Consider the following 23,922-nt stretch of genomic DNA (forward strand, 5'->3'; position numbering starts at 1 on the left):
GTAAAAAAGTTATGTTGGTAATCTCGATCCATCAAAAAAAAAATAACTCTTTGTGGAACAGGCATCTTGCCTGTTGCCGACAGGATAGAAACCCACCCAAAAAAATAACTCTTTGTGGAACAGGCATCTTGCCTGTTGCCGACAGGATAGAAACCCATCCAAAAAAAATTCACTGTTTGTGTAACAGGCATCTTGCCTGTTAATGACGGGCTAGAAGCCCCTCCCACAAGAACATTACTACAAACTATATGAACGCCTTCCCCGATTTTTCCACTCACGGCTATCAGATTGAAAAAGAACTCGGACACAACAGTCTCGGCGGCAGAGTTACATACTTAGCGAAAAATACGAATACTCAAAAATTAGTTGTAATTAAGCAATTTCAATTCGCTCAATTAGGTGCTAGCTGGACAGAATACGAAGCTTACGAACAAGAAATTAAAGTTTTGCAAAATCTGGATTTTCCGGGCATTCCCCGCTATCTCGCTTCTTTTCAAACTGACAGCGGTTTCTGCATGGTGCAGGAATACAAAAATGCCGAATCTGCGGTCATGCGGACTTTTTCCCCGCCGGATATCAAGCAAATTGCGATCGCAACTTTAGAGATTTTAGTTGACCTGCAATCTCAGAAACCGCCGATTATTCACCGCGACATTAAGCCAGAAAACTTGTTAATAGATGACGAACTAAATGTTTATTTAGTAGACTTCGGTTTTGCTCGGCTAGGAGGGGGAAATATCGTGGCTAGCAGCGTCGTAAAAGGCACGATGGGGTTCATGCCACCGGAACAAATGTTCAACCGAGAATTAACAAAAGCATCCGACCTTTACGGCTTGGGCATAACGCTGATTTCTTTGTTAACTGGGACAAAATCTGCGGATGTCGGCAACTTGATCGATGCTAATTATAGCATTCATTATCGGCATTTAGTACCGCCGTTGCAGCAGGGTTGGATGAACTGGCTGGAAAGGATGGTAGCACCGAGACTGCAAGACCGATACAAGTCAGCGGCTGATGCTTTAGCCGTTCTGGAATCTCTGGATGTTACCCGCTTGCCGAAAGTCAGAAGTAATCGCGATCGCCTGGAATTAACCGCTACAGAATTGGGAGAAACAATAACAGAAATAATCGAAATTAGCAACCCAATTCCAGATACAATGCTTGCGGGCAGATGGGAAGTGACCGCGCATCCGAACGACCCGCCACACACACCTTACGACCACCCTTGGATATCGTTTGAGCCGCAGAAATTTGAGAGCAATAATGTTGCTTGCAAAATCCTAGTTGATACCAAACAATTGCTAGCCAGTCAAGCTTATGAGCGCTATATAATCTTGCATACTAATTCCGAACCTGATACTTATAAACTCAAAATCCAAGTCACAACAGGTCCCCTCCCCCTACCCGAACTAACTACTTTATTGTCTAAGGGCAACTTGATTTTTATCTGCTGCTTTGTCTTATTCGGCTTTCTCTTTAATAGGGGCGATGCCTATGACATTGCTTTCGGTATTATTATGAGCTTAGTCTATGGATTTGCCGTTGCTGAAATCACACTCTTAGCAGAATCACATGGAAATAAAAAAACTTGGGTAGGAGGATTATTGGGCTCGCTAATAGGATTAATTTTATTATATTTTTTTGTTAAGTCTGGTTTTATTGAAGTTATTGGTAATTTCCCCCAGTCGAACAATACAATTCTATCAATTGCTGCCTCGATCGGGATGGTAATTGCGCCGATATTCTTTAGTTTATGTGGAGCTGCACTTGGAAGTATGATGAATAGGGCTTTGGCTATGACTATTGCTATTATCGGGCAATTTTTATTATTTGCATTGCTTATTCTCGGGGCAATGATCGAGGATTCCTGGGCAGCATTTTTTGCAGCATTTTTTATTTTGCTAACCAATTTGTGTTGCATGATAGTTTATACGATTTTTCATAATCGGATTGACGAGCAGACTACCCTGAGAAGAATTATTAACATAGAGCGCAACAAAAAAGATTTTCTAGTTGCCGGATTTTGTACTAGCTTGGCAGTAGCATTTCGACTGTTTTTAAACGTTGTCGCTCAGCGAGAATGGGTTGAACCAATGGAAATAGTAGCTGTAGGAGGAGCGACAATCGCCTCTTTAGCTGTCACTGCTATTCCATTACTTGAGATGATTGTTTTTAAGCCGAATAGAATCCTTGCTAATTATCGCAAATTACAAGCAAGTTTAATTAAACCTTAAATAATTGCTCGCTTGTTTTGCTGATTTTTTGAGGACTGAAGTCCGAAAAATCTAACCTTTTTGTAACTGAAGTTGTGATTGCGAAGCTATGAATGATTTTCCTGATTTTTCCAACTACGGCTATCAAGTAACTCGCGAACTCGGACACAACCGCGCGGGTGGTAGAGTTACTTATCTCGCTACTGAAATTAATACTCAACGTTCCGTCGTTGTCAAACAATTTCAATTTGCCCAGACTGGTGCTAATTGGGCGGAATATCAAGCTTATGAAAAAGAAATTCAGATTTTGCGGGCACTCGATAACCCCAACATTCCCCGTTATTTAGATTCTTTCCAAACTGCATCGGGTTTCTGCATGGTACAGGAATACAAAAATGCTAATTCCCTCGCAACTTTGCCGCAGCAAACACCGCAAAAAACCAAGCAAATTGCTATCTCTGTCTTAGAAATACTCAAATACCTGCAAAACCGGGTGCCGCCAGTTATCCACCGAGATTTAAAGCCGGAAAATATCTTGGTGGACGATCGCCTCAATGTCAGCCTTGTCGATTTCGGATTTGCTAGAATCGGCGGGGGAGAAGTGGCGGCCAGCAGCGTTGTTAAAGGCACTTTGGGCTTTATGCCGCCAGAACAAATGTTCAACCGCCAGCTAACAGTCGCATCCGATTTATACAGTCTTGGCGCCACGCTAATTTGCTTGCTAATCGGCATCAATTCTACCGAAATTGGCAGCTTGATGGACGACACGGGGCGGATTAATTTTAAACATCGCTTACCGCAGCTAACTCCACAATTTCTTGAATGGCTGCAAAAAATGGTGCAACCTAATTTCAAACACCGCTATGCTTCCGCAGATGCAGCCCTCAATGATTTAATTCCCCTGAAGGTAGTTCGCCAGCGCAATAAGTCAAAACTTGCGTTGATGTCAGTCGGATTATTGACAGCAAGTGCTGCTATTTTTCTCCCGTTTATTTTGAAATATCCTGAACTTCAACAAGTAGTTAAATCCCAACCAGAAACCAGCCAACAAAATTTAAAACCTGTGACTCAAGTGATGTTAACTAGCGAACTAAAATCCCAACAAATTATAGATTTTGTGTCTTTAAAAAAACAGCAGAAAGTCTATTTTGCTGTCAGTGTCACTAACTTGTCAAAGGGAGAATATGAAGGTATTTGTAGGGTATTTGACTCTCAAGGAAAATTGGCAGCCCAGGGTATATCTCGTTTAAGAACAACCGCAGATCGACTAAATACTTGGTGCGGGTACAATTTTACAAAGGATGCCAAGCCTGGGAATTGGAAGTTTAAATTTTATTTAGACAATCAAAGAATGGCGCAAAATAGTTTAAAGGTATTACCTTAAAATATGTGTACCGGGCGGGCAGTGAATTTCTGTGCCGTCAAAAGTGGGCTGCGTCGGATTGCTTCGATAGCCCTCCTTTTGCGGCTCGCTTTGGCAGATGGCTGAAATAGTTGTTAGTTGATTGCTAACATCTTTTTGGAAAGCAAATACTGCTCCTATGTATACTGCACCGTAGTCTTTTTCCTCTTCCATAGAGTAATCCAGAGGTATAGCAATCGCGATCGCGGTTTCAAATTGTGCTGGTTCGCGCTTATTCTCCAACGTTTGAACTGGCTTCATTAATGATGACTGAATTTGACGCCTATAGTTATCTCTGCCGCCATCTTGTAGACCCAACCCTTCCAGGGAATCACTAAATTTGTTATTTTTTGCATAGTAATCTTCCTGCGCTTTATTGATCGAAGCCATATCTGATTCTGCTGCCCAAGATTTGCCACTACTTAAGATTTTAATAGTGTTAAGTTGGAAATTGTAAAAAGATGCTAGTAGGCCAGCCATAAAACCGCTGTAAATTACAGTCCGTACCAGCACACTGGATACTAAAAATCTGATTTTTTTACTTATTTTATCGATATCTGTGGACATTTTTTTAACTGTCATAAAGTAAATTTGCCAAGCTTGTAGGGTGCGCCACAAGCACCCTACAGATTACAAATTATGCAGTTTCGTGCTGTTTGTGCCATGCGGGATGCCACAGCAATTCAGCAGTCGATCGCTTCTCGACCATTTCAGGAGTAATCATACAGTTAGCCACATCCTTGCGAGAAGGCAACTCGTACATCACATCCAGCATTAACTCTTCTAAAATGCTGCGGAGAGCTCTGGCGCCAGTTTTGCGGCGGTAGGCCTCCTGGGCGATCGCCCGTAGCGCTTCCGGCTGGAATTCCAATTCCACGCTGTCCATCTTCAACAGCTTTTGATACTGCTTCACCAGCGCATTCCGGGGCTCGGTCAATATCTGCATCAAAGCTGCTTCATCCAGCGGCGAAATCACCGTCACCACCGGAATCCGCCCTACAAACTCAGGAATCAAACCAAACTTGACTAAATCGTCTGGCTGTACCTGCTGCAAAATATCAGCGGCCCGCTTATCCTTCGCCGGCAAAGTTGAGTTGCTGTCGCTTTCTGTTGGCTGAATAAAGCCCAAGGATTTTTTACCCAAACGCTGTTCAACTATTTTTTCCAAACCGACAAAAGCACCGCCACAAATAAATAGAATTTTGCTAGTGTCAACTTGAATAAAATCTTGGTAAGGATGTTTGCGGCCGCCTTGCGGGGGCACGTTAACCACTGTTCCTTCCAACATTTTTAGCAGCGCTTGCTGCACTCCTTCTCCCGATACATCCCTGGTGATGGAAGTGTTTTCGCTTTTGCGAGCAATCTTGTCAATTTCATCAATATAAATAATGCCCCGCTGCGCCGCTTCGACATCAAAATCGGACATTTGCAACAGCCGCAGCAAGATATTTTCTACATCGTCGCCCACATATCCAGCTTCTGTCAGCGTCGTCGCATCCGCTACAGCAAACGGAACTTCGAGCATTTGCGCCAAACTTTGCGCTAACAAAGTTTTGCCACAACCTGTGGGCCCGACTAGCAGGATGTTGGATTTTTGCAGTTCTACATCGCTGTCAGGGGAAGACTTGTCGCTATCTTTAGCTTGGTCAACGCTCAAGCGCTTGTAGTGGTTGTAAACTGCTACAGAAAGGACTTTTTTTGCTGAATGCTGGCCAATGACGTGGTTGTCTAAATGCTGCTTAATCTCTGTTGGTTTCGGAATCTGAGCTAAAACGATTTTCGATTTATTCGATCGACCCGGGCGCCGCGTTCCTTGTCCCTGAGACTCTCGCACCTCTGATTGGGGAATCTGTTGACCAATTGTTTTACTGGAGTCAAAGAACTCCTCCTCTAAAATTTCATTGCACAGTTCCACGCATTCATCGCAAATGTAGACGCCGGGCCCAGCGATTAACTTGCGGACGTACTCTTGCGACTTGCCGCAAAACGAGCATCTGAGATGGGAGTCATATTTTGACATATTTGCCTCTTACTTTACGGTTGCGGTTGCTTGTTTCGACTGGGGAAGTTGCCGCGGGAGCGACCTTAGCTTTGCCCTAGAAGGGTTTCCCGATCGGATACCCAAGCCAGTCAAGCTTCGCGATCTCTATTTCTAAGTTAACACTTTTGAGGCTTCAGTCATTAGTCATGAGTCATTCGAGCAAATTTGAATTTTTATTTTTCATTTGAAAGTAAAGCGGCCCGGGCTTACCATTTTTTGTATTCCAAAAACTTTCCCGACATAATTATTTTCACTCGATCGCCTTTTGGGTCTGCTTCTTTCTCGACATCCATAGTAAAGTCGATCGCGCTCATAATCCCGTCACCAAATTTTTCGTGAATCACTGCTTTGAGTGGCATTCCGTAAACCTGGATAATTTCATAGAAACGATAAATCAGGGGGTCAACCGGAACCGAGTCCTCCAAAGAACCTTTTAAGGCAGGTTCACAGAGAACCGCAGCCGTCTCGCTATCTAGTCCCAAAGCCGAGACAATTTTCTCGGCTTCATCTTCTGATGCGGTAGCTTGACGGTAAATAACCGCCGCAATCCAAACTTCGTCGCGCCCCAAAACTTTTTCCAAATCTGCAAAACTAATTCCCTTAGCTTTTTTAGCCGCCAAAAGCTTTTCTGTAATTCCTGAAATTGCCATTAAATATTCTCCCCTTCACTTCAGTGTCAGATGTGCAATATGTCTCACATTTTGGTGATTTTGTCAATACTAAGTTGAGAATAAAAATCGAATTAATAGCTCGGAACTTCAGCAAAAGCTGCTCTCGTCAACTCACAACTCATACAATTTGAGATGTGAAATTTGAGATGTTAGATTGGCAATGACTGATGACTATCAGGGTTTGGAGCTAGTCAACAGTTGCATTATTTTTTCCAACTGGTATCACAACTGATAAATCCTAAAATAACTCATAACTGCCCTGCGGCAATGGTACAGTTGGCAGTATATGTAATAAAAGTTACACGCGCAAAGGCCTTCGGCATTCGGCAAACTGCTGAGTCTCGATCGTGCTAGCGTGAAGCTCAATCCTCGCTCACGCAACCAAAACCCCTTTACCACTCAAAACCGGCAACTGACAAAAGTATGGAGATTCAGACCAAAGATTACACGATCCAGTACGATCGCGCTACGCAAACAGTCACCTGTAGCGGGTCGTTCCGACTCAGCCAGGTGGAAGAATACGCACCGATCGTCGATCTGCTCAACGAAGTGGCTGACTCCTGCCCAAACACGGTTACTCTAGACCTGCGAAAGCTAGAATTTTTAAATAGTTCTGGAATTAATATTGTCTCAAAATTTGTGATCAAAGTGCGCCAGCAAAAAAATATTCAAATCGCCATCAAAGGTTCTAAACAGATCCCCTGGCAGATAAAATCGCTGAAAAACTTGCAGCGGCTGATGCCTTCCTTGCACTTAGAATTGGAATAATAGCGAAAAAGGTAAAGATGAATCCCCGGCTAAGCCCGAGAACCAGGATGAGGGTGGCTGAAGTTAATCGGAATAAGTCATAGTTAAACTAGCACAAAACCGTAAAAAACTTCAGAACCGACTAAAAATTACCAATTTTCATTGCTATGCAGGAAGAACCATCGACAGAACAGCTACTTTTCGACGTTCAGCGGCTGAGTGCGGAACTTGAAAACTTGAAGCGCGAAAAGGTTGACCTAGAACTTTTGCTGGAGACTACCACCGAACATTCAGATACGATGGAAGCTCACTTGCTGAGCAAAGCTGAGTTGGCGCTGCGTTCAAGCGAAGAGCAGTTTCGGGCGATCGCCGCGGCAACTCCCGTGCCGATATTAGTTTCTCGCCTCTGTGACGGCTTAATTATGTATGCGAACGCTCAATTGGCTTCTCTCCTGAACATACCCCTAGAAAAATTGATCGGCTGCAGCACTCCAGACTTTTACTTAAACCCCGCCGATCGCCCAAAGGTACTTGAGGCACTTGCTAAAAACGGATACCTCCAAAACTACGAACTCCACTGCAAAAAATCAGACGGCACCGCTTTCTGGGCGATGATCTCGGTTCAGTCGCTGGTGTTTAACGGCCAGCAGACGGCATTGTGCGCCTTGTACGACCTCACCCAGCGCAAGGAAGCAGAACAAACCCTCCAAGAGAGCGAAAAGCGGCTCCGCCGCCAGAGTTTGGCTTTGTTGCAGCTAGGTCGGCAGAGGACTCTCAACAGCGGTGCGCTGAATGTGGGAATTCGCGAAATTACCGAGGCTGCCGCCCGGACTTTGGATGTGGAAAAAGTCAGCGTCTGGCTTTACAACCATGGAAGATTTGGAACTCGCTACCCGAGCGATCCCCAGCTAAATTTTACCGAGAGAGTGCTCGCCCAGAACCAAACAGAGCCACTCGATACAGAGGCCGCTGCCTCAGAGCAACACGAGGGGGTGAATCATTCTAAGTTTAAAATGCCCAACCTCAAATTAGTTTGTCTCGACTTGTACGATCGCACCCAGGAGAATCATTTGAGCCGGGAGTCCATATCGGCAAGCGATTTAAATTTATCAAGTTTAGATGTTGAAGGCGACGCACCGGGCGAAAATTTGCGATCGGACAATGCTTTAGAACCTACGACAAAGACTCAAAAATCTCTACAAACAGATTTGTCCCACTCATATTCGGTAGCCGAACATTCCGCTGTGCTGCCAAATTCCAGCCAGCCCAATTCATCCATATTAAATGTAGCAATTAGGCTCGGCGGGCAGATCGTGGGCATCCTCTCTCTCGAACATATCGGCGCGCCCCGCCAGTGGGCTCTGGAGGAGCGCACCTTTGCTGATTCTTTGGCAAATTTGGTAGCGCTGGCGATCGAAGGATTTGAGCGCCAGCGGGCTCAGGAAGCACTCTCCAAAGCCAAAGCGCAGCTAGAAATGACCGTCGATCAGCGCACCGCTCAACTCACCGCCGCCAATAAACTGCTCCGCATCGAAATTGCCGAGCGCAAAAGAGCCGAAATAGCTTTGCAAGAAGCCTTACACAAAGCGGAAGCAGCTTCGAGAGCTAAAAGCACTTTTTTAGCCAATATGAGCCACGAGCTGCGGACACCGCTCAACGCGATTATCGGTTACAGCGAAATGCTACAAGAAGAAGCACGGGAATCGGGACTCGAAGACATCATTCCCGATACCCAAAAAATTTATAACGCAGGCAAACATTTGCTGACTTTAATTAACGATATTCTAGACCTTTCTAAGATAGAAGCCGGTCGGATGGAGCTTTATTTAGAAAAATTTGACCTCAGTAATTTAATAGAAGAAGTCGTTGCAACTTTGCACCCTTTGGTAGAAAAAAATCACAATCAATTGCAAGTTTATTGCTGTGAAAATTTGGGAGTGATGTATGCAGATTTGACTAAAGTCCGGCAAATTCTGTTTAATTTGCTATCCAATGCCCTGAAGTTTACCGAAGGTGGAACGGTGCTGTTGAGCGCGACTCGCGAACCAGCAGGCGGCAGCGATTGGGTTTATTTGCAGGTATCTGATACGGGGATTGGAATGTCGGCAGAACAGCAGCAGGGTTTGTTTGAACCTTTTATTCAAGGGGACGCTTCCACTACTCGCAAGTACGGCGGCACAGGTTTAGGATTGGCCATTAGTCGCTTGTTTTGCCAGATGATGGGAGGCGATATCACTGTTGAGAGTCAGTTGGATGTTGGCTCTACTTTTACGGTTCATTTAAAGGCAAAAGTTGATATTAGTTAAAAGCAAGTTGGGCAACTAGCAATCTAGGGGATTTAAGGGATTTAACGGGTGGGGGTTTTGCCAGCAATTGTGTACCGGATTTAACGGATTTAACGCATGGCAAAAGAGGGAATAATTTCCCAATTACCCATTCCCCCCCTTACCAATTAGCCATTACCAATTACCCATGCGCTTTTTAATTGTGACACCGATCGCGATCGACCTCTGTTGTCGATCACACAGTAGCATTTTTTTTCAGCCTAGAATAGCTATATTATCCCAAAATTGTCCTGCAGGCACGATCGGGCGCCTCGCTGCATTTACAAATCCCACCTCAACCTAGTTAAGGGGGTGGGGGGTTGCTTCCAGAAGGGCAATTTGGTAAAAGTAATGCTATGGTCGCGAAGCAGTAGAAGGCAAAAGTTAACAGGAAATCAGGAAGTTTCAAAAGTCTCTGGACGCAGAAACACAATTCTGCTTTTTACCTTCATACTGCTTCTACTGGCGAGATAGCACTGCTGCTGAAAGCAATTCACAATTTCTCAGAATCAAAGGAGTGCATCTACATGATTAAACCTTGCAGTCAACCGCTAAACATAAACCCTTTTACTTGTTATCGCGATCCGGCTACAGGCAGGTGGACTACTGTAGTTACAAGTGTTTCAAACACTTGCGAAACAGACTCTAGTTTAAAAGCAGAAGCCGAAGGCGAAAACGAAGGTAAAGCAGAAACGATCCTTTCTGCTCCGCCTGCTGTCTCGGTGTCGAAAAAAGTCCTTTCTTTCTCCGTGCCTCAGTTTAAACACCGTGCCAAAAAATCTGCTGTTAGTGTCAGCAGGTAGCTATCGCAGGGGTCTAATCTAGTTTCCACGGTTAGTCCCCGACGATCGCAAAATAAAAAAAACGAACTTATCCATAGCCTAAACTGCCAAAAAGCGATATACTGGCAGCAAACTTTCTCCTTCAATATCCGTGAAGTATTTGCTCGATCGCTGCCTCCACTTTGTATGGACAGACCGACCAATTCGCCAGCGGGGAACAGTCATAATTGCTATTCCCATGATTTTTCTGTTTGCTTCGCTGCTAGCAATTGCAAGCCTCCGGCAGATTACCCTACAGATAAGAGAGCGAGCAGATACTAATAGGGCAATACTTCAGGAAACTAACCGCTTGTTAACCCTCGTGGTGGATGCGGAAACGGGCATTCGAGGTTACGGCTTGACGAAGCGCCGCACATTTCTCTCACCCTACTTAGAAGCCAAGAAGAGTTTGCCTCCGCTGCTGGCTGAACTCAAGGTTATGGTTCAAGAAAATAAACTGCAAGCTCAGCGATTTGAAGATATAAAAAAAAGTACCGAACAGCATATAAATTTCTTGCAAAACACTTTGAATAAGCTCGACAGTTCGGCAACAAGCGTGCAGTCGCCGGAAATAATTGAGGTGTTTACTCAAGGCAAATTGAGGAGGGATAACCTGCGCGCAAAAATTAATGTGTTTGCTAATGCCGGCGAGGCCTACCAGAAAGCTCTAGATCAGCAAAGACGGGATTTGATAGATTTCACTAATTTTGTGCAAGTTGCGGGTTTGCTTTCCGGCTGTTTGGGTGCAGGGGCTTCCTGGTATTTATTTGATAGTTTAGAGAAGGAATTGAGGAAGCGGGAAGCTGGTCTGGAAGAAAGTAAAAGTCGCATTCAAGCTGTGGTAGACAATGCGGCTGACGGGATTATAACTTTGGACGCACGGGGAAATATTGAGTCTTTTAATAGGGCAGCAGAAAAGATTTTTGGCGAGAAAGCCGAGCGAATAATTGGCTCTAACCTGCGGCGCCTGATAGCTCAACCGCTTCCGCACTGCAGCGTAGGGGATTATTCGATCGAATATTTTGTGTTACATCCAAACAGTACGCTGAAGACTTACCAGCAAGAAACAGTTGGACTTCGCCACGACGGAACTAAGTTTCCGATGGAGTTAGCTATCAGCGAAATGCGTCTGGCAAATCAACACTTATTTATTGCGATTTGCCGCGATGCCAGAGGACGAAAACAAGCCGAGGAAACTCTGCGAAAGCAAGCACAAATTCTGGATTTGGCAAACGATACGATCGCGGTACTAGACTTGAACGGGGCGATTTCTTATTGGAATTCGGGGGCAAAGTGGCTTTACGGCTGGCGGAAGTCGCAAGCAATAGGAAAAAATATTCACAAGCTTTTACAAACAGAATGGACTCAACCTTTTGAGGTAATACAAAAAGTATTTTTCGAGAAGGGTTCTTGGCAAGGAGAATTGGTGCGAACCAAGAAAGACGGCACAAAAATAACGGTGGCAAGCCGATGGACTTTGCAGCATGACGAGCAAGATCAACCGGTGGCTATTTTGGAAATCAGCAACGATATTAGCGATCGCAAACGCTCAGAAATTGCTTTAGCCGAAAGCGCGCAGCGGTTTCGCGCTACTTTTGAACAGGCGGCAGTCGGCATGGTTCAAGCGAGTGTGGAAGGCAAATTTCTGTTAGTCAATCAAAAACTTTGCGAAATTTTGGGCTACAGCCGCCAAGAATTGCTGGAGAAAAGATTTCAGGATATTACTTGGCCGGGAGATTTGGCAAGCGAACTGGAACTTTTGCGCCAATTGTTAGCAGCAGAAATTGAAAATTTCTCTCTGGAAAAGCGCTACATCCGCAAAGACGGAGAGTTGGTGTGGGCAAACTTAACGGTTTCGCTGCTGCGAGAACAAGATGGCAGCCAATTTTTGATGGGTGTGGTAGAAGATATTAGAGATCGGAAACAAGCTGAGGAATCGCTGCGGTTGCGCGCTCAAGAATTGAGGTGGACGGCGCAAAATCTGGCTCAAACGACGAATGTTTTGAAAAAGCGGAATCAAGAATTAGACCAGTTTGCTTATGTAGTTTCTCACGATTTGAAAGCGCCGCTGAGGGCGATCGCAAATCTCAGCAGTTGGATAGAAGAAGACCTCAGCGAGTCGATGACAGAGGATACTCTGCACCAAATGAACCTGCTGCGCGGCAGAGTTCACCGCATGGAAGGTTTGATCGAGGGACTGCTGCAATATTCCCGCGTCGGACGGATTCAAGTGCCTTCAGAAATGGTAAATGTTGAGAAGTTATTAGCAGAAATTATTGATTCGTTGGCGCCGCCGTCTGAATTTGAGGTGAAAGTTGAACCGGGAATGCCAACTTTTGTGACCGAAAAATTGCCGCTACAGCAGGTTTTTTCTAATTTAATTAGCAACGCAATTAAGCACAACCGAGCTGAATCGGGTTATGTAAAAATATCGGTTAAAGAGTTAGATGATTTTTACGAGTTTTCTGTAGAGGATGACGGGCCGGGAATTGCTCCTCAATATCACGATAAAGTTTTTGTAATTTTTCAGACCTTGGAAGCTCGCGATAAAGTTGAAAATACTGGCATTGGTTTGTCGCTCGTGAAAAAAATTGTCGAAGGTCAAGGGGGCAGTATTTCCCTAGAATCTGCTGAAGGTGAGGGAGCAACTTTTCGGTTTACTTGGCCGAAGCAACCTATTAGCCAAGATGGAAAATAAAACAACTTTAAAGGTAGGATGTTTGCGGATCGCCCCGCTCCAAAGAGTAAATGTAGGGTGCACCCGGACTGCCAAGAACCAGATAGCGACTGTTTAAACTGCATCACAACGGATTTCGATGATAAATCCATCAGGATCGTAAAAGTAAATGCCGCGTCCTGTAGCGCGAGTGACGGGGCCGCTATCGATCGCAATTTGATTTGACTTTAGCACTTCCAGAGCGCGATCGAACAAATCCGGATCTATATCGAAGGCTAAGTGGTTGGCGCGGGTAAAAGCTTTCTCCGGGTCTGGGTTTGGCGGTTCTAAGTCGGGCTGCCAAAATAAGTCAATAACAGTGCCGTCAGGGGTAACGAAATTCGCGACTTTACCAGCGGCTACCATTTCTGTTAAAGTTGCGGGAATTTCTGCACCTGTTAGTTGGTGCAGACCGAGAATTGTACCGTAGAAGTGGCGGGAAGCTTTCATGTCGCGCACGTTTAAAGCGATATGGTGAACGCGGCGCAAATTCCCCGGCGCGAGGGCAATTTTGACGTTGTTTTCGGTAGTTTGCATGATTGTCAATTGCGAATGTTCAAATTAAATCTAGTTGGATTTATTCAGATCCTCTGCTGTAAAATAAGCATTTTAAGTGGGTAGTGAGGACTGGAACCCTCAGATTTATATGAGGACTTCAGCCCTCGCTACAAAGACTTTTATTCAGACCGTGCGATCGCACATCATATCGATTACTATTATTTTTCTTTAGGAAACGAGCCCACGCCTACAAATAGCATTGCCAGACCACCTGCCAGAATTGCGAAGGCAAGTAAACCTACCACTAAATCTAATCCCGATGTATTTTCCATTAAATTAAACCGTTCTCCAATTAAATACAATTATCGGTATTTGTTCATTGTTGAGTGCTTGCACACAATGGGGAAGATCGCAAGAAAAGAATTAGCTCTTAACTTCTTAGAAAAAAAGCCTATTAATTTCTTCCGTCTTCCCTAAACATCCATCCCTTAAATCCGTTAAATTCTTTACACTGCTTATTTGCCGAACTTCTTATTTTGCCAATTCTCGATCGATAGCAGCGATCAGTTCGGGCGAATCGGGGCCAACACTGCTGCGGAATCTAGCAACCACTTCACCCTGTTTGCTAACTAAGAATTTCTCAAAATTCCAGGAAACCTCACCCTTGGGATCGACTGCATTCGTAAGCTTAGCGTACAGCGGGTGCTGTTGAGTGCCTTTAGCGCGTACTTTGTCAAATAATTCAAAGGTGACGCCGTATTTTGTAGTACAAAAATTGACGATTTCTGGATTACTTCCGGGTTCTTGACCTCCGAAGTCGTTACAGGGAAATCCTAAAACACGGAGTCCAGCCCCGCTGTACTTCTGGCTCAATTCTTCGAGCCCTTTGTATTGAGGTGTATAACCACATTTGGAAGCTACATTAACTATCAAGAGTACGTGACCAGCGTACTCTCCTAGCTGCTTGTCTTCGCCTGCGATCGTTTTTACTTTAATGTCGGAGATTGTGCTGGGCATTTTCAAATACTTTTAAATTTGACCACCACAATTTTACCGCAATTGGCTACAATTTTGTCTAGAGGTCGATCGCTAAAAATTTCAATATCCCGGTCGGGGCGGGTTGACCGAGCTCGCGCTTATATTATAGATATAGGTGAACCCGCCCCTACCAAAATTACGGTTAATTTACCGAACACGATCTTAGTAGAAGGCGGTGAACTTTCTCCCCAGCACGACTCGCCACAGTCCGCTCTTAGATTTAAGTTTGTCGCTAATAGCTAAAATCTACACCGAAAAGGACGAATATTTTAACTCTCTGAGTGGTGTTCCGTCATCCATTTTTGGTAAGTATCCTCAAGTTGCTTGTCTTCCAGAACGAGTTCTAGGCGGACTTTGACGCAACCGTGACGGGGTTGAGAGGCGATCGAATTTAAGATCTTGCTAGCTTTGTGGACAGAGGTAAATTCAGCCTTAACTGTCGGTTCTTGGCGATCGCTCTTAATCTCCGTCAAATCTATACCGGTGATGTTTCCCTCACCTAAATCTATTTCTGCCAACACCTTCGGATCGTCGCCGACTTGTTCGACAATCAGCTTTTCCCACTGGATGGGTACTTGTACCATCCGAGTTTCAATTTCTTTACGCACTATGACTTCGCCGACTTTGCGCTTGCTGCGATTGATCACCAATCGTTCTTCTAGCAGGCGAATTACTTCTTGATCGACAATATCGAAGTTTTCCTCATCCTCATCTGTCTCCAAATTTGGATCTGTGAGCTCGGCATCTGTTAGATTTGACATATCTGTTGAGGGGTTGGTTAACTCACTGTTGCTAAATTCACTATGCGTTTCAGAGGCATTTTCTAAATACGGATGACCCCCATTTGCCGAAACTATCGGCAGCATATCGACTTGATCCGAATTAATAGTTACAAACAGCGACTTTTGGTGATAATCGACTTTTTTGAGCAGCTTAATACTTAATAAAAAAGTGCGGGGGTTTTCACTCCCTAACCCGGCTACCACAAAGTTTAACTGACCTTTAGGATCAAAATAGACATCTTTAACTTTGCCTACCAAGTGACCTTTGTTGTCTTTGACGGTAAAACTTTTTAGCTTAGTTCTGACTTTTTCAGGCACCCGGTTGAGACGGGTTATTGATTTTGCAGTTGCTATCTTTTCTGCTGATGCTTGACCGTTCATTTTTTAAACTTTCCTGCTTAGGGATTTTTATTATGAAGTGGTAAGGGGAAATTGGTAAAGGCGGGGAAAGTGCATCAACTTTGCCAAAACTAGACAAGTGTTGTGCCCCCGCCCCCGCTCACATAGGAATTGCGCGATCGCTACCAATCAAATCAAACCTGCACGCTGACAGAATTATGTCATTAAGGCGCAATTCCTCTGCAATACCTGTTGCGGTTGGTTTAGATCCTTGGATTTTTATTATCTACAACCGCAGTTCCATCGGTCTTAACGTCTAATTCTTCACGACGCAAGGTTTCTTCGCCCTCAACAGTGGTGCGAACAACTTCTTTTCTGACGTTGACTTCTTCCCGGACGAAAGCTTCCTTGTGAATGTCGGCCGTTTCTTCGTAGACTTCCATACGTGCAACTTCCCCTGCTTGGAAGTCAGCTTCACCGACTGAAACTACTCGACCCGCTTCTACCGGGGTTACTCGATCGATTACGACTCGTTCTTTTTCAATGGGGACTGAAGCTCGCGCTGTTTCAGTTTCCACGCGCTTGCCAACTGCTACTTCGCCTGTTTTTGCGCGGTGTTTGTTGGCAATCAAGCGTTCTTCATAAAGCTTGAGATTTTGGTGCTGCTGTTCGTTGGTTTCGTACAGGGGGCGGTCCATATCGTAGTTGTAGCTGCTGCGATCGTAGCTAGCCGCAGTTGCAGTGCTTGGAGCGGCAGTTTCTTGATTGCGGTAGACGCCTCTTACCTGTTCTTCGCGATCGTAATCTACTGCTTCTAAATCATTGTAAGCCGGCAATTGTTCTGCTTGAGCTTTGTTGCGAAGGCCTGTGGCGTGGACGCGGCGGGCTCCGTAGTCGAAGCGAGCCGAACCGATTGGCAACAATACTTTTTTGCCAAAAATCCAAATACCGGTATCAATTACCAGATAGCGGAAACGACCAGTGTCATCAACCAAAGCGTCATAAACGGTGCCTACTTTTTCATCAGAGTCGCCAGCATAAACATCAAATCCCTTGATGTCGTCTCCAGCAAAGATTTCTTCCTGATAGTTAGGATAAAATTCTGCTAATCTTTGAAGTGCCATGTCTTTCTTCCTCTTTGCTCTACTTACATAAATAGTAGAAATTAATTCGTTCAGTTCCCTCTCCCTAAAGTCAGAAGTGTATAATTTAGGTTGTTTAATACTATAGGAATACTACGGTATCTCTTCTTCTGTGCTAGCGCGCTCAGCTATTTTAAAGATTGTAAAACTATACAATCATCAATCTTATAACAAGTATTAAAACTCAAAGCCAACCGTAGGGACACGGCATTGCTGTGTCCTACTCCCCCTGCCGGAGACTCCTTTGCGGTGTACCTACTGTTAATAATTGTTAACTAAATGGTGAAAAATAAAAATTACATAGTAATACCCAAATATTAAGCCCCTCATCTTGCAGGAGAGGGGCTTGCGGAAAGCTAGAAATTTTAAGTTCAGGGTTGATTGAATTCAGTTCTAATAGCTTCTATCCGACTGCGGTTAACTCCCATATCCGACTCTCCCAGACGCGAAGCCGATCGCACATGGATAACTTTTGCTTCATCATCTACCAAAAATTCAACGTCATCAACAAACCCCATTAAAGCACTGGTGAACTCCGCATAGAGGTAATTATCAGTTGCCGTGATAATTTTAGTTTTTCCATAGGACTCGATCGCCCCTTTGAGCTTTACCATCGCTTCACTCTGGGACGAAGTGTATGCCAAAGGCTCAATTTTGTGTTCGGCATCTTGACTGAAGCTGCTGACGCAGTTGGGGGAACTCGGGCACGCTGCGAGTTTTCCTGACTGAATCCCGATATTGGCAGGTCTTGTTCCAGCAAACATTGTTTTTTCTCCTGGTATAGCGATAAAAGTCGCGATCGACAGTACCGCTACAGCTAGCAGTGATATTAAAATAACCAGGACTTTTTTCCATGCTGTCGGCGATTTTGTTTCAAATGTTTGCAAAGGATTAGCCCTCCTGAAAGTATAAGTGCGGTCTAGTTTTCATATTAATTTAAATTAACATCAAAAAATTAAAAAGATTTGTTTTGTTCTTCAATTAACCAGTAAGTCAGCATTTTTCCTTTACCTTTAATCGGGATATGACCCCGTTCTTCCAAAACAAACTGCTCTTTCAAACGCTCGTAAGTCGCCGCCGTTACTTGAATTTTACCAGGCAATCCGTTAGATTCCATGCGTGAAGCAACATTAACAGTATCCCCCCACAAATCGTAGCTAAATTTACTAATCCCAATAATTCCAGCCACCACCGAACCGCTGTCAATTCCGAGCCTCAATTGAAAATTTTCTCCCATTTTGGCATTAAACCTCCTCAAAGCTGCCTGCATCTCCAAAGCTAAAAGTGCGATCGCCTCAGAGTGATCCTCCCGCGGCGTCGGCAAACCCCCAACCACCATGTAAGCATCCCCAATCGTCTTAATCTTTTCCAACCCGTGCAATTCAGATAACCTATCGAACTCCGAGAAAATCCCGTTCAAAATTTCTACCAACTGCGTCGGACTTTTGTGAGCCGAAAACTCTGTAAAACCCACCAAATCAGCAAACAAGACGCTCACCTCATCAAAATGCTCCGCTATCAATTTTTGCTCTTTTTGCAAGCGATCCGCAATAGATTTCGGTAAAATATTCAGCAGCAATTTCTCGGTTTGTCCTTGCTGCACTTTCAGCGCTGCTTCAGCTTGTTTCCGCTGAATCAACGAACCTAGCTGCGTAGCAACCGCACTGACTAATTCCAACAAGCGCGGCTGACATTTCAGAACTTTTTCGCGATAGAAAATCAAAATAGCTAACACTTGGTTGTCCGCCACAATTGGCACCCCAAAAGCCGCTTTCAATCCCACACTAACCGCAATTTCCGCTCGTAAAAAAACTTCTTCCGGTGCAGTAGAAACATCCTCGATCCATTCAGACTGCTGCGACTGCCAAATCCTGCCTGGGAGTCCCACACCGGGAGCAAAAATCAACTGCCAACTTGTTTGTCGGAATTGGGCAAACCTCAAGTCGCTGACGTACCTGCCTGTAGCGCATTTTAAAAAGCCCTCACTGCAAGGAATCCAAGCTTCGCCCAGATTCCATTCAATAGTTTTGCAAATTAAACCTAAAATCACATCTATACCCGACTCAAAATCCTCAGATTTGCTAATAGCTTGAGTTGCCTGCAGCAGCAATCTTGTTTCCATTTCCACCTGGTGGCGTTCAGCGATTTCCTGGTGCAACTGGATATTTTGAGCTGTCAATTTTTGATTTTTTTCTTGCAATTGTATTTGCAATGAACGCACAGTAAGCTGATTGCTTACTCGCGCCAATACTTCTTTGACCTGAAAAGGTTTGGTGATATAATCTGCTCCGCCCACTTCAAAAGCTTTTGCTTTATTTATTCCTTCTTCTAGCGCGCTGAGAAAAATGATGGGAATTTCCCTAAATTGCGGTTGTAATTTTAATTTTTTACATAGTTCGTAGCCGTCAATATCCGGCATCATAATATCGAGTAAAATCAAATCTGGTGCGCTAGATTGAATGGCATCTAACGCCGAAAAACCATTAGTAACCGGTCGAACTTTATAGCCATTTTTTTGCAAAATTCTAATCAACAGACGCAGATTATCTGGCGTATCGTCAACTACTAAAATATCTGCTTGATAGTTTTCATTTTGTTCCGCCTTCATCTGCACGATCTGATTCCTCCGCCTCGGCAATTAAATTGAGAATTTTCTGGTAATCAAAATTATCGAGATGACCCTGGAGGATTTCCGCCAATTCAGGATGAGGCTCCCTTATTTCGTCGATTGTCCTGACAATTAACTCAAAATCAGCACTGCGGATTACCTGCTTCATGTTGTCTATCCATTCTGCGGGAAGTGTAGGTAAATAAGCAAGCGCAGCATTAGGGAGGCAGTCAGATAAATTATTTCGATCGCCTGTTGAGATAAAGTCCGTTGAGTTAGAGTAGACATACTTCACCCCCAAGTGTTTGCTGAGGGTATCAAATATATCTGTTTTGCGGAAAGGTTTGCTAATAAAATCGTCGCAGCCGACTAATAAAGCAAACGATCGCTTTCCTTCAATTGTACTAGCTGTCAAAGCAATAATCTTCGGGATCGGGGAGTCGGGATGGGAAATATCCATTTCCCCATTTCCTTGCTGCTCTTGCTCTCTCTGTTTGATTCTAGCCTTAATTTGTTTAGTAGCTTCGTAGCCGTCCATCACTGGCATTCGCACATCCATCAAAATTAAATGCGGATGCCAATTTTCCCACATTTCTATTGCTTCCTGGCCGTTAGTGGCTTGTTCCACCACGAAACCCAAAGGAGAAAGCATTTTGACTAAAAGTTGGCGGTTGTCTTCGCGATCTTCCACAATTAAAATCCGGTAGCACGGTTGATTGGATTCCAACCCACTAACTTGGCGGTTAAGTTGCGGATCTGGAAGCTCAGCAGCATAAACTGCACCGACTGGAATTTCAAATTTAAAAGTGGTACCGAGTTCTCGTTGACTTTCTACGACAATTTCTCCTCCCATCAGGCGGACAAATTGACGGCTGATCTTCAATCCTAAACCCGTACCTTTCTGATTTTTTTTACCGGAAGCTGTTTGCACAAAAGCCTTAAAAATATTGCCCAATTCTTCCGGACTAATGCCAACTCCTGTATCTTCAATTTCAAACAGAAGGAAAAAAGCCGACCCAGTTGAATCCTCAGCCTCATCCCTCCATGGAACCGTTGCAAAATCACTGCCAGTTCTCGAAAAATCCCGAATACTTCTGGTGGTATCAAAGCAAGCTGTGGGACTATCCAATAAATCCAGAGATGCCGATTTTTCTAACTTTATAACTCTTAAGATGATTTCGCCTGTTTCCGTAAACTTAATCGCATTACTCAGAAGATTAATCAGCACTTGCCGCAGTTTAATATCATCTGTTCGCACGTACTGAGGAACCTCAGCATCGCGGTGGAAACGCAACTGCAACTCTTGATTCTCTACCCGCAGTTGAAACATATCTTGCAAATCGTCAAGCAAGCGGTAGAGGTCGAAGCTTTTCGGGTTGAGCGTCATCTGCCCCGCTTCGATTTTTGACAAGTCTAAGACTTCATTGATCAAGGTCAGCAAGTGTTCGCCACTACGCCGAATAATTCTCATATTTTCTCGGTTTTCGACACTAAGATCCGGGCTGGGTTCCATGATTTGTGCAAAGCCGAGTATAGAATTGAGAGGGGTGCGTAACTCGTGGCTCATATTGGCCACAAAGGTGCTTTTAGCTTTGTTGGCTGCTTCAGCAGCTAATGCGGCTTGTTGCAGTTGTTCTGTGCGTTCGTCAATTTGGGCTTCTAAGGTGTGGTGATATTTTGCTAGTATTTTTTCGGCTTGTTTGCGATCGCTAATATCTTGAAAAGCTGCGATCGCATAAACAATATTTCCGCTAGCGTCAAAAATCGGCGTGGTATTGATCTCGATCGCAATTCTTTTGCCATCTTGACAGATTTCTACATCGTCAACCTTGACAGATTCTCCTTTCAGTGAGCGCAAAATCGGCAGATTATCCGGCGGGTACAGCTCATCAGTATTGGCAACATAAAGTTGATAAGTGGCAGCTAATTGTTCCGCAGTGCTTTCCGGGATAGTGTCTGCACCCAGCAAGTCCCGCGCTGCCTGGTTGAAATAGGCGATCGAGCCATCGGGATGATAAACAGATACCCCCACTGGCAAAGCTTCTAAAAATTGACTCAGGCGGCTTTCACTCGCAGACAGCGCCTCATTTACTAGCTTTAACTCCTCGTTTATTTCGTGGCGCTTATGAATTTCATCTGTTAACTTTTGATCTTGCAAATAACTGTGAACTGCTTCTACTACCGTTAATTTTAAGTCTTCATTTTGCCAAGGTTTAGGAATATAACGGTACAATTTAGCATACTTAATAGCATTACTCAGGGCTTCCAAATCTGCTTGCCCAGTTAACATAATGGTCAGCGTTTCCGGCGAGCTTTCGTGAATTCTTCTGAGCAGTTCATCCCCTTTAATATCCGGCATGATATAATCGGAAAGCACCAAAGCAATCTCGTATTCATCTGCCTGCAGATCGGCCAGCAACTCTAAAGCATCAGCCCCCCCTTCAGCGGTTTCAATTATACACCGATCGCCGATCGCCTTTTTCAGCTCAATCTTTAAACTCTTCAAAACGTCAGGTTCATCATCAATACAAACAATCACAGGTTTTTTCATAACTTAGCCACCCCAGATTTTATAGTCTCTATTAAGTCTTTGCTTTGCCAGGGTTTGTACAAACAACAGTATAAATCTGCTTCTTCTACTGCCCGCTGAACAGCCGCTGCATCCACTTGTCCAGTCAACATCACTTTAATAATTTTAGGATATTTTTGGTGAACTTTAATTAAAAGTTCGTCACCTTTAATTCCCGGCATCAGCCAGTCAGAAACAACCACAATCACCTGAGCTTTTTCTTGAAACTCCTCCAGTAAATCTAAAGCTTCCTCACCACTTTCAGCTAATTCATAAAAGTAATCATTTTTAAATTCCTTTTTAAGCTGCATCTTGAGAGTATTCAAGATATCCGGTTCATCATCAACACAAAGAATTATAGGCTTATTCATCTTTTCTTATCTGCTTAAATTTTAGTAGGTTTGCTAACATGACTTGCTTTTACATTATTGATTTCGGGCAAGGATTCAGGATATCTGTCCCCTATCTTATTTTAATAGGACTTCCGAAGATAAACCCGGTTTCTTGTAATAAATCTTGTATTTGTCCGCGAGACAGCGACGAGTGTCACCGGGAATCAGTTCCCTGCGGGTAAGTTTTGTTTAATAAATAGGCAGCGAGACTGTAAAAGTTGTCTGCCCCGGTAGAGAATCTACAGCAATTGTGCCTTCGTGTTTTTCCACAATTTTTCTCACAATATCCAATCCCAAACCGCTACCTTCGCCCGCAGCTTTAGTCGTAAAAAACGGCTGAAAAATTTTGGGAATAACTTCTGAGGGAATACCTTTGCCGTTATCAGTAAACTTAAGGAAAATAGTTGCCTCTTGTTGCCGAGTTTCAATCGTCAAAATACCTTTATAATCCATTGCTTGCAGGGCATTATGAACGAGATTAGTCCAAACTTGATTTAAGTCATCGGGATAGCACATAATTTGGGTTAAATCTCCATAGTTTTTAACTACTTCTATACCGTGTTTCAGTTGATTTTGATAAAGCGTTAACACAGTTTCAATGCCCTCGTGCAAGTCCGCCTGGACTTTTTCTAGTTTGCTATCAAAATGAGCGTAGGTTTTTAAGGCAAATACTACTTTCCCAGACTTTGCTGTTGCTCTTTGGATCAGACTAATACTTTTTTTAAAGCTGGCAAACTGGTAAGCACTATTTAAAACTACTTCCCAATCCGGGGATTTAAAAAGCGGCAAGAACTCTTCTATTTTTTCGTAGATTTCCATGTCAACTAAAGTATCCGCAATTTCTTCATAGTTTTCAACAGATTCTGCCATCAAATCCGCTGCCAACTGCTGCTTAAATTTCCGTTTTTCTCTGCTTGTGAATAAAACTTCTTGATGGGTAGCCCTGTACAGTAAAGCTAAAAAATAAGCTTTGCTTTCGTCAGAAAGTTGTTGATAAATTTCCGGAAATTTTTCTAAAAACTCGTCTGAAAAATTAGCTATATTATTAACAGAGGAACCTATAATGCCCAGGGGTGTATTGATTTCGTGGGCAATTCCAGCAATAAGTTGTCCCAAGGCGGCCATTTTTTCCGATTGAATCAAATGCTCTTGGGTGGCTTGCAGTTGGTGCAGCGCCGTTGCTAAATCTTGATTTTTCTCTTGCAAAGTTTGTTGCAGCGAACAAATTTTTAAATGAGTTTCTATCCGGGCTAAAACTTCTTCAACCTGAAACGGTTTTGTAATAAAGTCAACTCCGCCAACTGCAAAAGCTTTAACTTTATCCAGCACGTCATTGATCGCACTAATAAAAATAACAGGAATGTCTTTGGTAATTTCAGAAGCTTTGAGTTGCTGGCAAACTTGATAGCCGTCCATTTCCGGCATCATAATATCCAGCAGCACTAGATCTGGGGGTATTTTTTGAGCAGCAGACAATGCTAGCTTGCCATTGGGTACGGGGCGAACTTGATAGCCTTTTTCGCTCAAAATTCCGGTCAGCAGCCGCAGGTTTTCTGGCGTATCGTCCACTACTAAAATATTAGCTCGATTGGTTATAGGTAAAGTTGAAGTCATCGGGT

The 23,922-nt window shown here is 43.9% G+C and carries 19 protein-coding genes; 6 read left to right on the top strand and 13 right to left on the bottom strand.

Features of this window, described 5'->3' with window-relative positions; all coding sequences use genetic code 11:
• Positions 1–248: 248 nt before the first annotated feature.
• A complete protein-coding gene (locus tag QUB33_RS17385) occupies positions 249–2,234 on the top strand; it encodes a serine/threonine-protein kinase (protein WP_333351909.1) in 1,986 nt (661 codons plus the stop codon).
• Positions 2,235–2,322: 88 nt separating this feature from the next.
• Entirely contained in the window at positions 2,323–3,597 is a 1,275-nt protein-coding gene (locus tag QUB33_RS17390; protein ID WP_333351912.1) for a serine/threonine-protein kinase, read from the top strand.
• Here the strand turns inward: QUB33_RS17390 and QUB33_RS17395 are convergent.
• The 3 genes from QUB33_RS17395 to cynS all read right to left on the bottom strand — a co-directional run bounded on the left by QUB33_RS17395 (position 3,589) and on the right by cynS (position 6,306).
• The gene (locus QUB33_RS17395) at positions 3,589–4,197 is read right to left on the bottom strand and encodes a type IV pilin-like G/H family protein (protein ID WP_333351914.1); all 609 of its coding nucleotides are present in this window, start codon (positions 4,195–4,197) and stop codon (positions 3,589–3,591) included. The genes QUB33_RS17390 and QUB33_RS17395 overlap by 9 nt on opposite strands.
• A gap of 55 nt (positions 4,198–4,252) precedes the next feature.
• Complete coding sequence (clpX, locus tag QUB33_RS17400; protein WP_333105768.1) at positions 4,253–5,635, bottom strand: ATP-dependent protease ATP-binding subunit ClpX; 1,383 nt, start codon at positions 5,633–5,635, stop codon at positions 4,253–4,255.
• A 227-nt stretch (positions 5,636–5,862) separates the two neighbouring features.
• The gene (cynS, locus tag QUB33_RS17405; RefSeq protein ID WP_333351916.1) at positions 5,863–6,306 is read right to left on the bottom strand and encodes a cyanase; all 444 of its coding nucleotides are present in this window, start codon (positions 6,304–6,306) and stop codon (positions 5,863–5,865) included.
• A 444-nt stretch (positions 6,307–6,750) separates the two neighbouring features.
• Between cynS and QUB33_RS17410 the strand changes: the two genes are divergently transcribed.
• From QUB33_RS17410 to QUB33_RS17420, 3 genes are all read left to right on the top strand, one after another.
• The gene (locus tag QUB33_RS17410) at positions 6,751–7,095 is read left to right on the top strand and encodes a slr1659 superfamily regulator (RefSeq protein ID WP_333139100.1); all 345 of its coding nucleotides are present in this window, start codon (positions 6,751–6,753) and stop codon (positions 7,093–7,095) included.
• A 146-nt stretch (positions 7,096–7,241) separates the two neighbouring features.
• On the top strand, positions 7,242–9,380 hold the full coding sequence (locus QUB33_RS17415) for an ATP-binding protein (RefSeq protein WP_333351919.1): 2,139 nt from the start codon (positions 7,242–7,244) through the stop codon (positions 9,378–9,380).
• 545 nt (positions 9,381–9,925) lie between these two features.
• Positions 9,926–10,201, top strand: a complete 276-nt coding sequence (locus QUB33_RS17420; RefSeq protein ID WP_333351921.1) for a hypothetical protein — start codon at positions 9,926–9,928, stop codon at positions 10,199–10,201.
• Between the two features lie 78 nt (positions 10,202–10,279).
• Here QUB33_RS17420 and QUB33_RS17425 read toward each other — a convergent pair whose 3' ends face one another.
• Positions 10,280–10,405: a hypothetical protein gene (locus QUB33_RS17425; protein WP_333351923.1), complete on the bottom strand. Its 126-nt coding sequence runs from the start codon at positions 10,403–10,405 to the stop codon at positions 10,280–10,282.
• A gap of 13 nt (positions 10,406–10,418) precedes the next feature.
• Between QUB33_RS17425 and QUB33_RS17430 the strand changes: the two genes are divergently transcribed.
• Entirely contained in the window at positions 10,419–12,917 is a 2,499-nt protein-coding gene (locus tag QUB33_RS17430; protein WP_333351926.1) for a PAS domain S-box protein, read from the top strand.
• A gap of 93 nt (positions 12,918–13,010) precedes the next feature.
• Here QUB33_RS17430 and QUB33_RS17435 read toward each other — a convergent pair whose 3' ends face one another.
• From QUB33_RS17435 to QUB33_RS17475, 9 genes are all read right to left on the bottom strand, one after another.
• A complete protein-coding gene (locus tag QUB33_RS17435) occupies positions 13,011–13,472 on the bottom strand; it encodes a VOC family protein (protein ID WP_333351928.1) in 462 nt (153 codons plus the stop codon).
• Between the two features lie 492 nt (positions 13,473–13,964).
• Positions 13,965–14,450 (bottom strand): glutathione peroxidase, encoded by a 486-nt coding sequence (locus QUB33_RS17440; RefSeq protein ID WP_333351930.1) that lies wholly within the window; start codon positions 14,448–14,450, stop codon positions 13,965–13,967.
• 290 nt (positions 14,451–14,740) lie between these two features.
• Positions 14,741–15,634, bottom strand: a complete 894-nt coding sequence (locus QUB33_RS17445; RefSeq protein WP_333351932.1) for a DUF2382 domain-containing protein — start codon at positions 15,632–15,634, stop codon at positions 14,741–14,743.
• A gap of 221 nt (positions 15,635–15,855) precedes the next feature.
• Complete coding sequence (locus tag QUB33_RS17450) at positions 15,856–16,716, bottom strand: DUF2382 domain-containing protein (protein WP_333351935.1); 861 nt, start codon at positions 16,714–16,716, stop codon at positions 15,856–15,858.
• A gap of 389 nt (positions 16,717–17,105) precedes the next feature.
• Entirely contained in the window at positions 17,106–17,621 is a 516-nt protein-coding gene (locus QUB33_RS17455; RefSeq protein WP_333351937.1) for a DUF1499 domain-containing protein, read from the bottom strand.
• Between the two features lie 68 nt (positions 17,622–17,689).
• Positions 17,690–19,348 carry an adenylate/guanylate cyclase domain-containing protein gene (locus QUB33_RS17460; RefSeq protein ID WP_333351940.1) on the bottom strand — a complete coding sequence of 553 codons (1,659 nt, stop codon included), beginning with the start codon at positions 19,346–19,348 and terminating at the stop codon, positions 17,690–17,692.
• Positions 19,323–21,893, bottom strand: a complete 2,571-nt coding sequence (locus QUB33_RS17465) for a response regulator (RefSeq protein WP_333351942.1) — start codon at positions 21,891–21,893, stop codon at positions 19,323–19,325. The genes QUB33_RS17460 and QUB33_RS17465 overlap by 26 nt, the downstream gene beginning before the upstream one ends.
• Positions 21,890–22,282, bottom strand: a complete 393-nt coding sequence (locus QUB33_RS17470; protein ID WP_333351944.1) for a response regulator — start codon at positions 22,280–22,282, stop codon at positions 21,890–21,892. Before QUB33_RS17470 ends, QUB33_RS17465 begins: the two co-directional genes overlap by 4 nt.
• 210 nt (positions 22,283–22,492) lie before the next feature.
• Positions 22,493–23,917 carry a response regulator gene (locus QUB33_RS17475; protein WP_333351947.1) on the bottom strand — a complete coding sequence of 475 codons (1,425 nt, stop codon included), beginning with the start codon at positions 23,915–23,917 and terminating at the stop codon, positions 22,493–22,495.
• Positions 23,918–23,922: the final 5 nt, after the last annotated feature.

Origin of the sequence: Microcoleus sp. B3-A4 (assembly GCF_036705385.1) — a bacterium.
Classification (GTDB): domain Bacteria; phylum Cyanobacteriota; class Cyanobacteriia; order Cyanobacteriales; family Microcoleaceae; genus Microcoleus.

Bases quoted from the DNA above. Each gene is read 5' to 3' on its own strand.
- QUB33_RS17430 (WP_333351926.1), top strand. From the start codon at position 10,419: ATGATTTTTCTGTTTGCTTCGCTGCTAGCAATTGCAAGCCTCCGGCAG.
- QUB33_RS17395 (WP_333351914.1), bottom strand. From the start codon at position 4,197: ATGACAGTTAAAAAAATGTCCACAGATATCGATAAAATAAGTAAAAAA.
- QUB33_RS17415 (WP_333351919.1), top strand. From the start codon at position 7,242: ATGCAGGAAGAACCATCGACAGAACAGCTACTTTTCGACGTTCAGCGG.
- QUB33_RS17450 (WP_333351935.1), bottom strand. From the start codon at position 16,716: ATGGCACTTCAAAGATTAGCAGAATTTTATCCTAACTATCAGGAAGAA.
- QUB33_RS17465 (WP_333351942.1), bottom strand. From the start codon at position 21,893: ATGAAAAAACCTGTGATTGTTTGTATTGATGATGAACCTGACGTTTTG.
- QUB33_RS17475 (WP_333351947.1), bottom strand. From the start codon at position 23,917: ATGACTTCAACTTTACCTATAACCAATCGAGCTAATATTTTAGTAGTG.
- QUB33_RS17420 (WP_333351921.1), top strand. From the start codon at position 9,926: ATGATTAAACCTTGCAGTCAACCGCTAAACATAAACCCTTTTACTTGT.
- cynS (WP_333351916.1), bottom strand. From the start codon at position 6,306: ATGGCAATTTCAGGAATTACAGAAAAGCTTTTGGCGGCTAAAAAAGCT.
- QUB33_RS17435 (WP_333351928.1), bottom strand. From the start codon at position 13,472: ATGCAAACTACCGAAAACAACGTCAAAATTGCCCTCGCGCCGGGGAAT.
- QUB33_RS17440 (WP_333351930.1), bottom strand. From the start codon at position 14,450: ATGCCCAGCACAATCTCCGACATTAAAGTAAAAACGATCGCAGGCGAA.
- QUB33_RS17385 (WP_333351909.1), top strand. From the start codon at position 249: ATGAACGCCTTCCCCGATTTTTCCACTCACGGCTATCAGATTGAAAAA.
- QUB33_RS17425 (WP_333351923.1), bottom strand. From the start codon at position 10,405: ATGACTGTTCCCCGCTGGCGAATTGGTCGGTCTGTCCATACAAAGTGG.
- QUB33_RS17445 (WP_333351932.1), bottom strand. From the start codon at position 15,634: ATGAACGGTCAAGCATCAGCAGAAAAGATAGCAACTGCAAAATCAATA.
- QUB33_RS17390 (WP_333351912.1), top strand. From the start codon at position 2,323: ATGAATGATTTTCCTGATTTTTCCAACTACGGCTATCAAGTAACTCGC.
- QUB33_RS17410 (WP_333139100.1), top strand. From the start codon at position 6,751: ATGGAGATTCAGACCAAAGATTACACGATCCAGTACGATCGCGCTACG.
- clpX (WP_333105768.1), bottom strand. From the start codon at position 5,635: ATGTCAAAATATGACTCCCATCTCAGATGCTCGTTTTGCGGCAAGTCG.
- QUB33_RS17470 (WP_333351944.1), bottom strand. From the start codon at position 22,282: ATGAATAAGCCTATAATTCTTTGTGTTGATGATGAACCGGATATCTTG.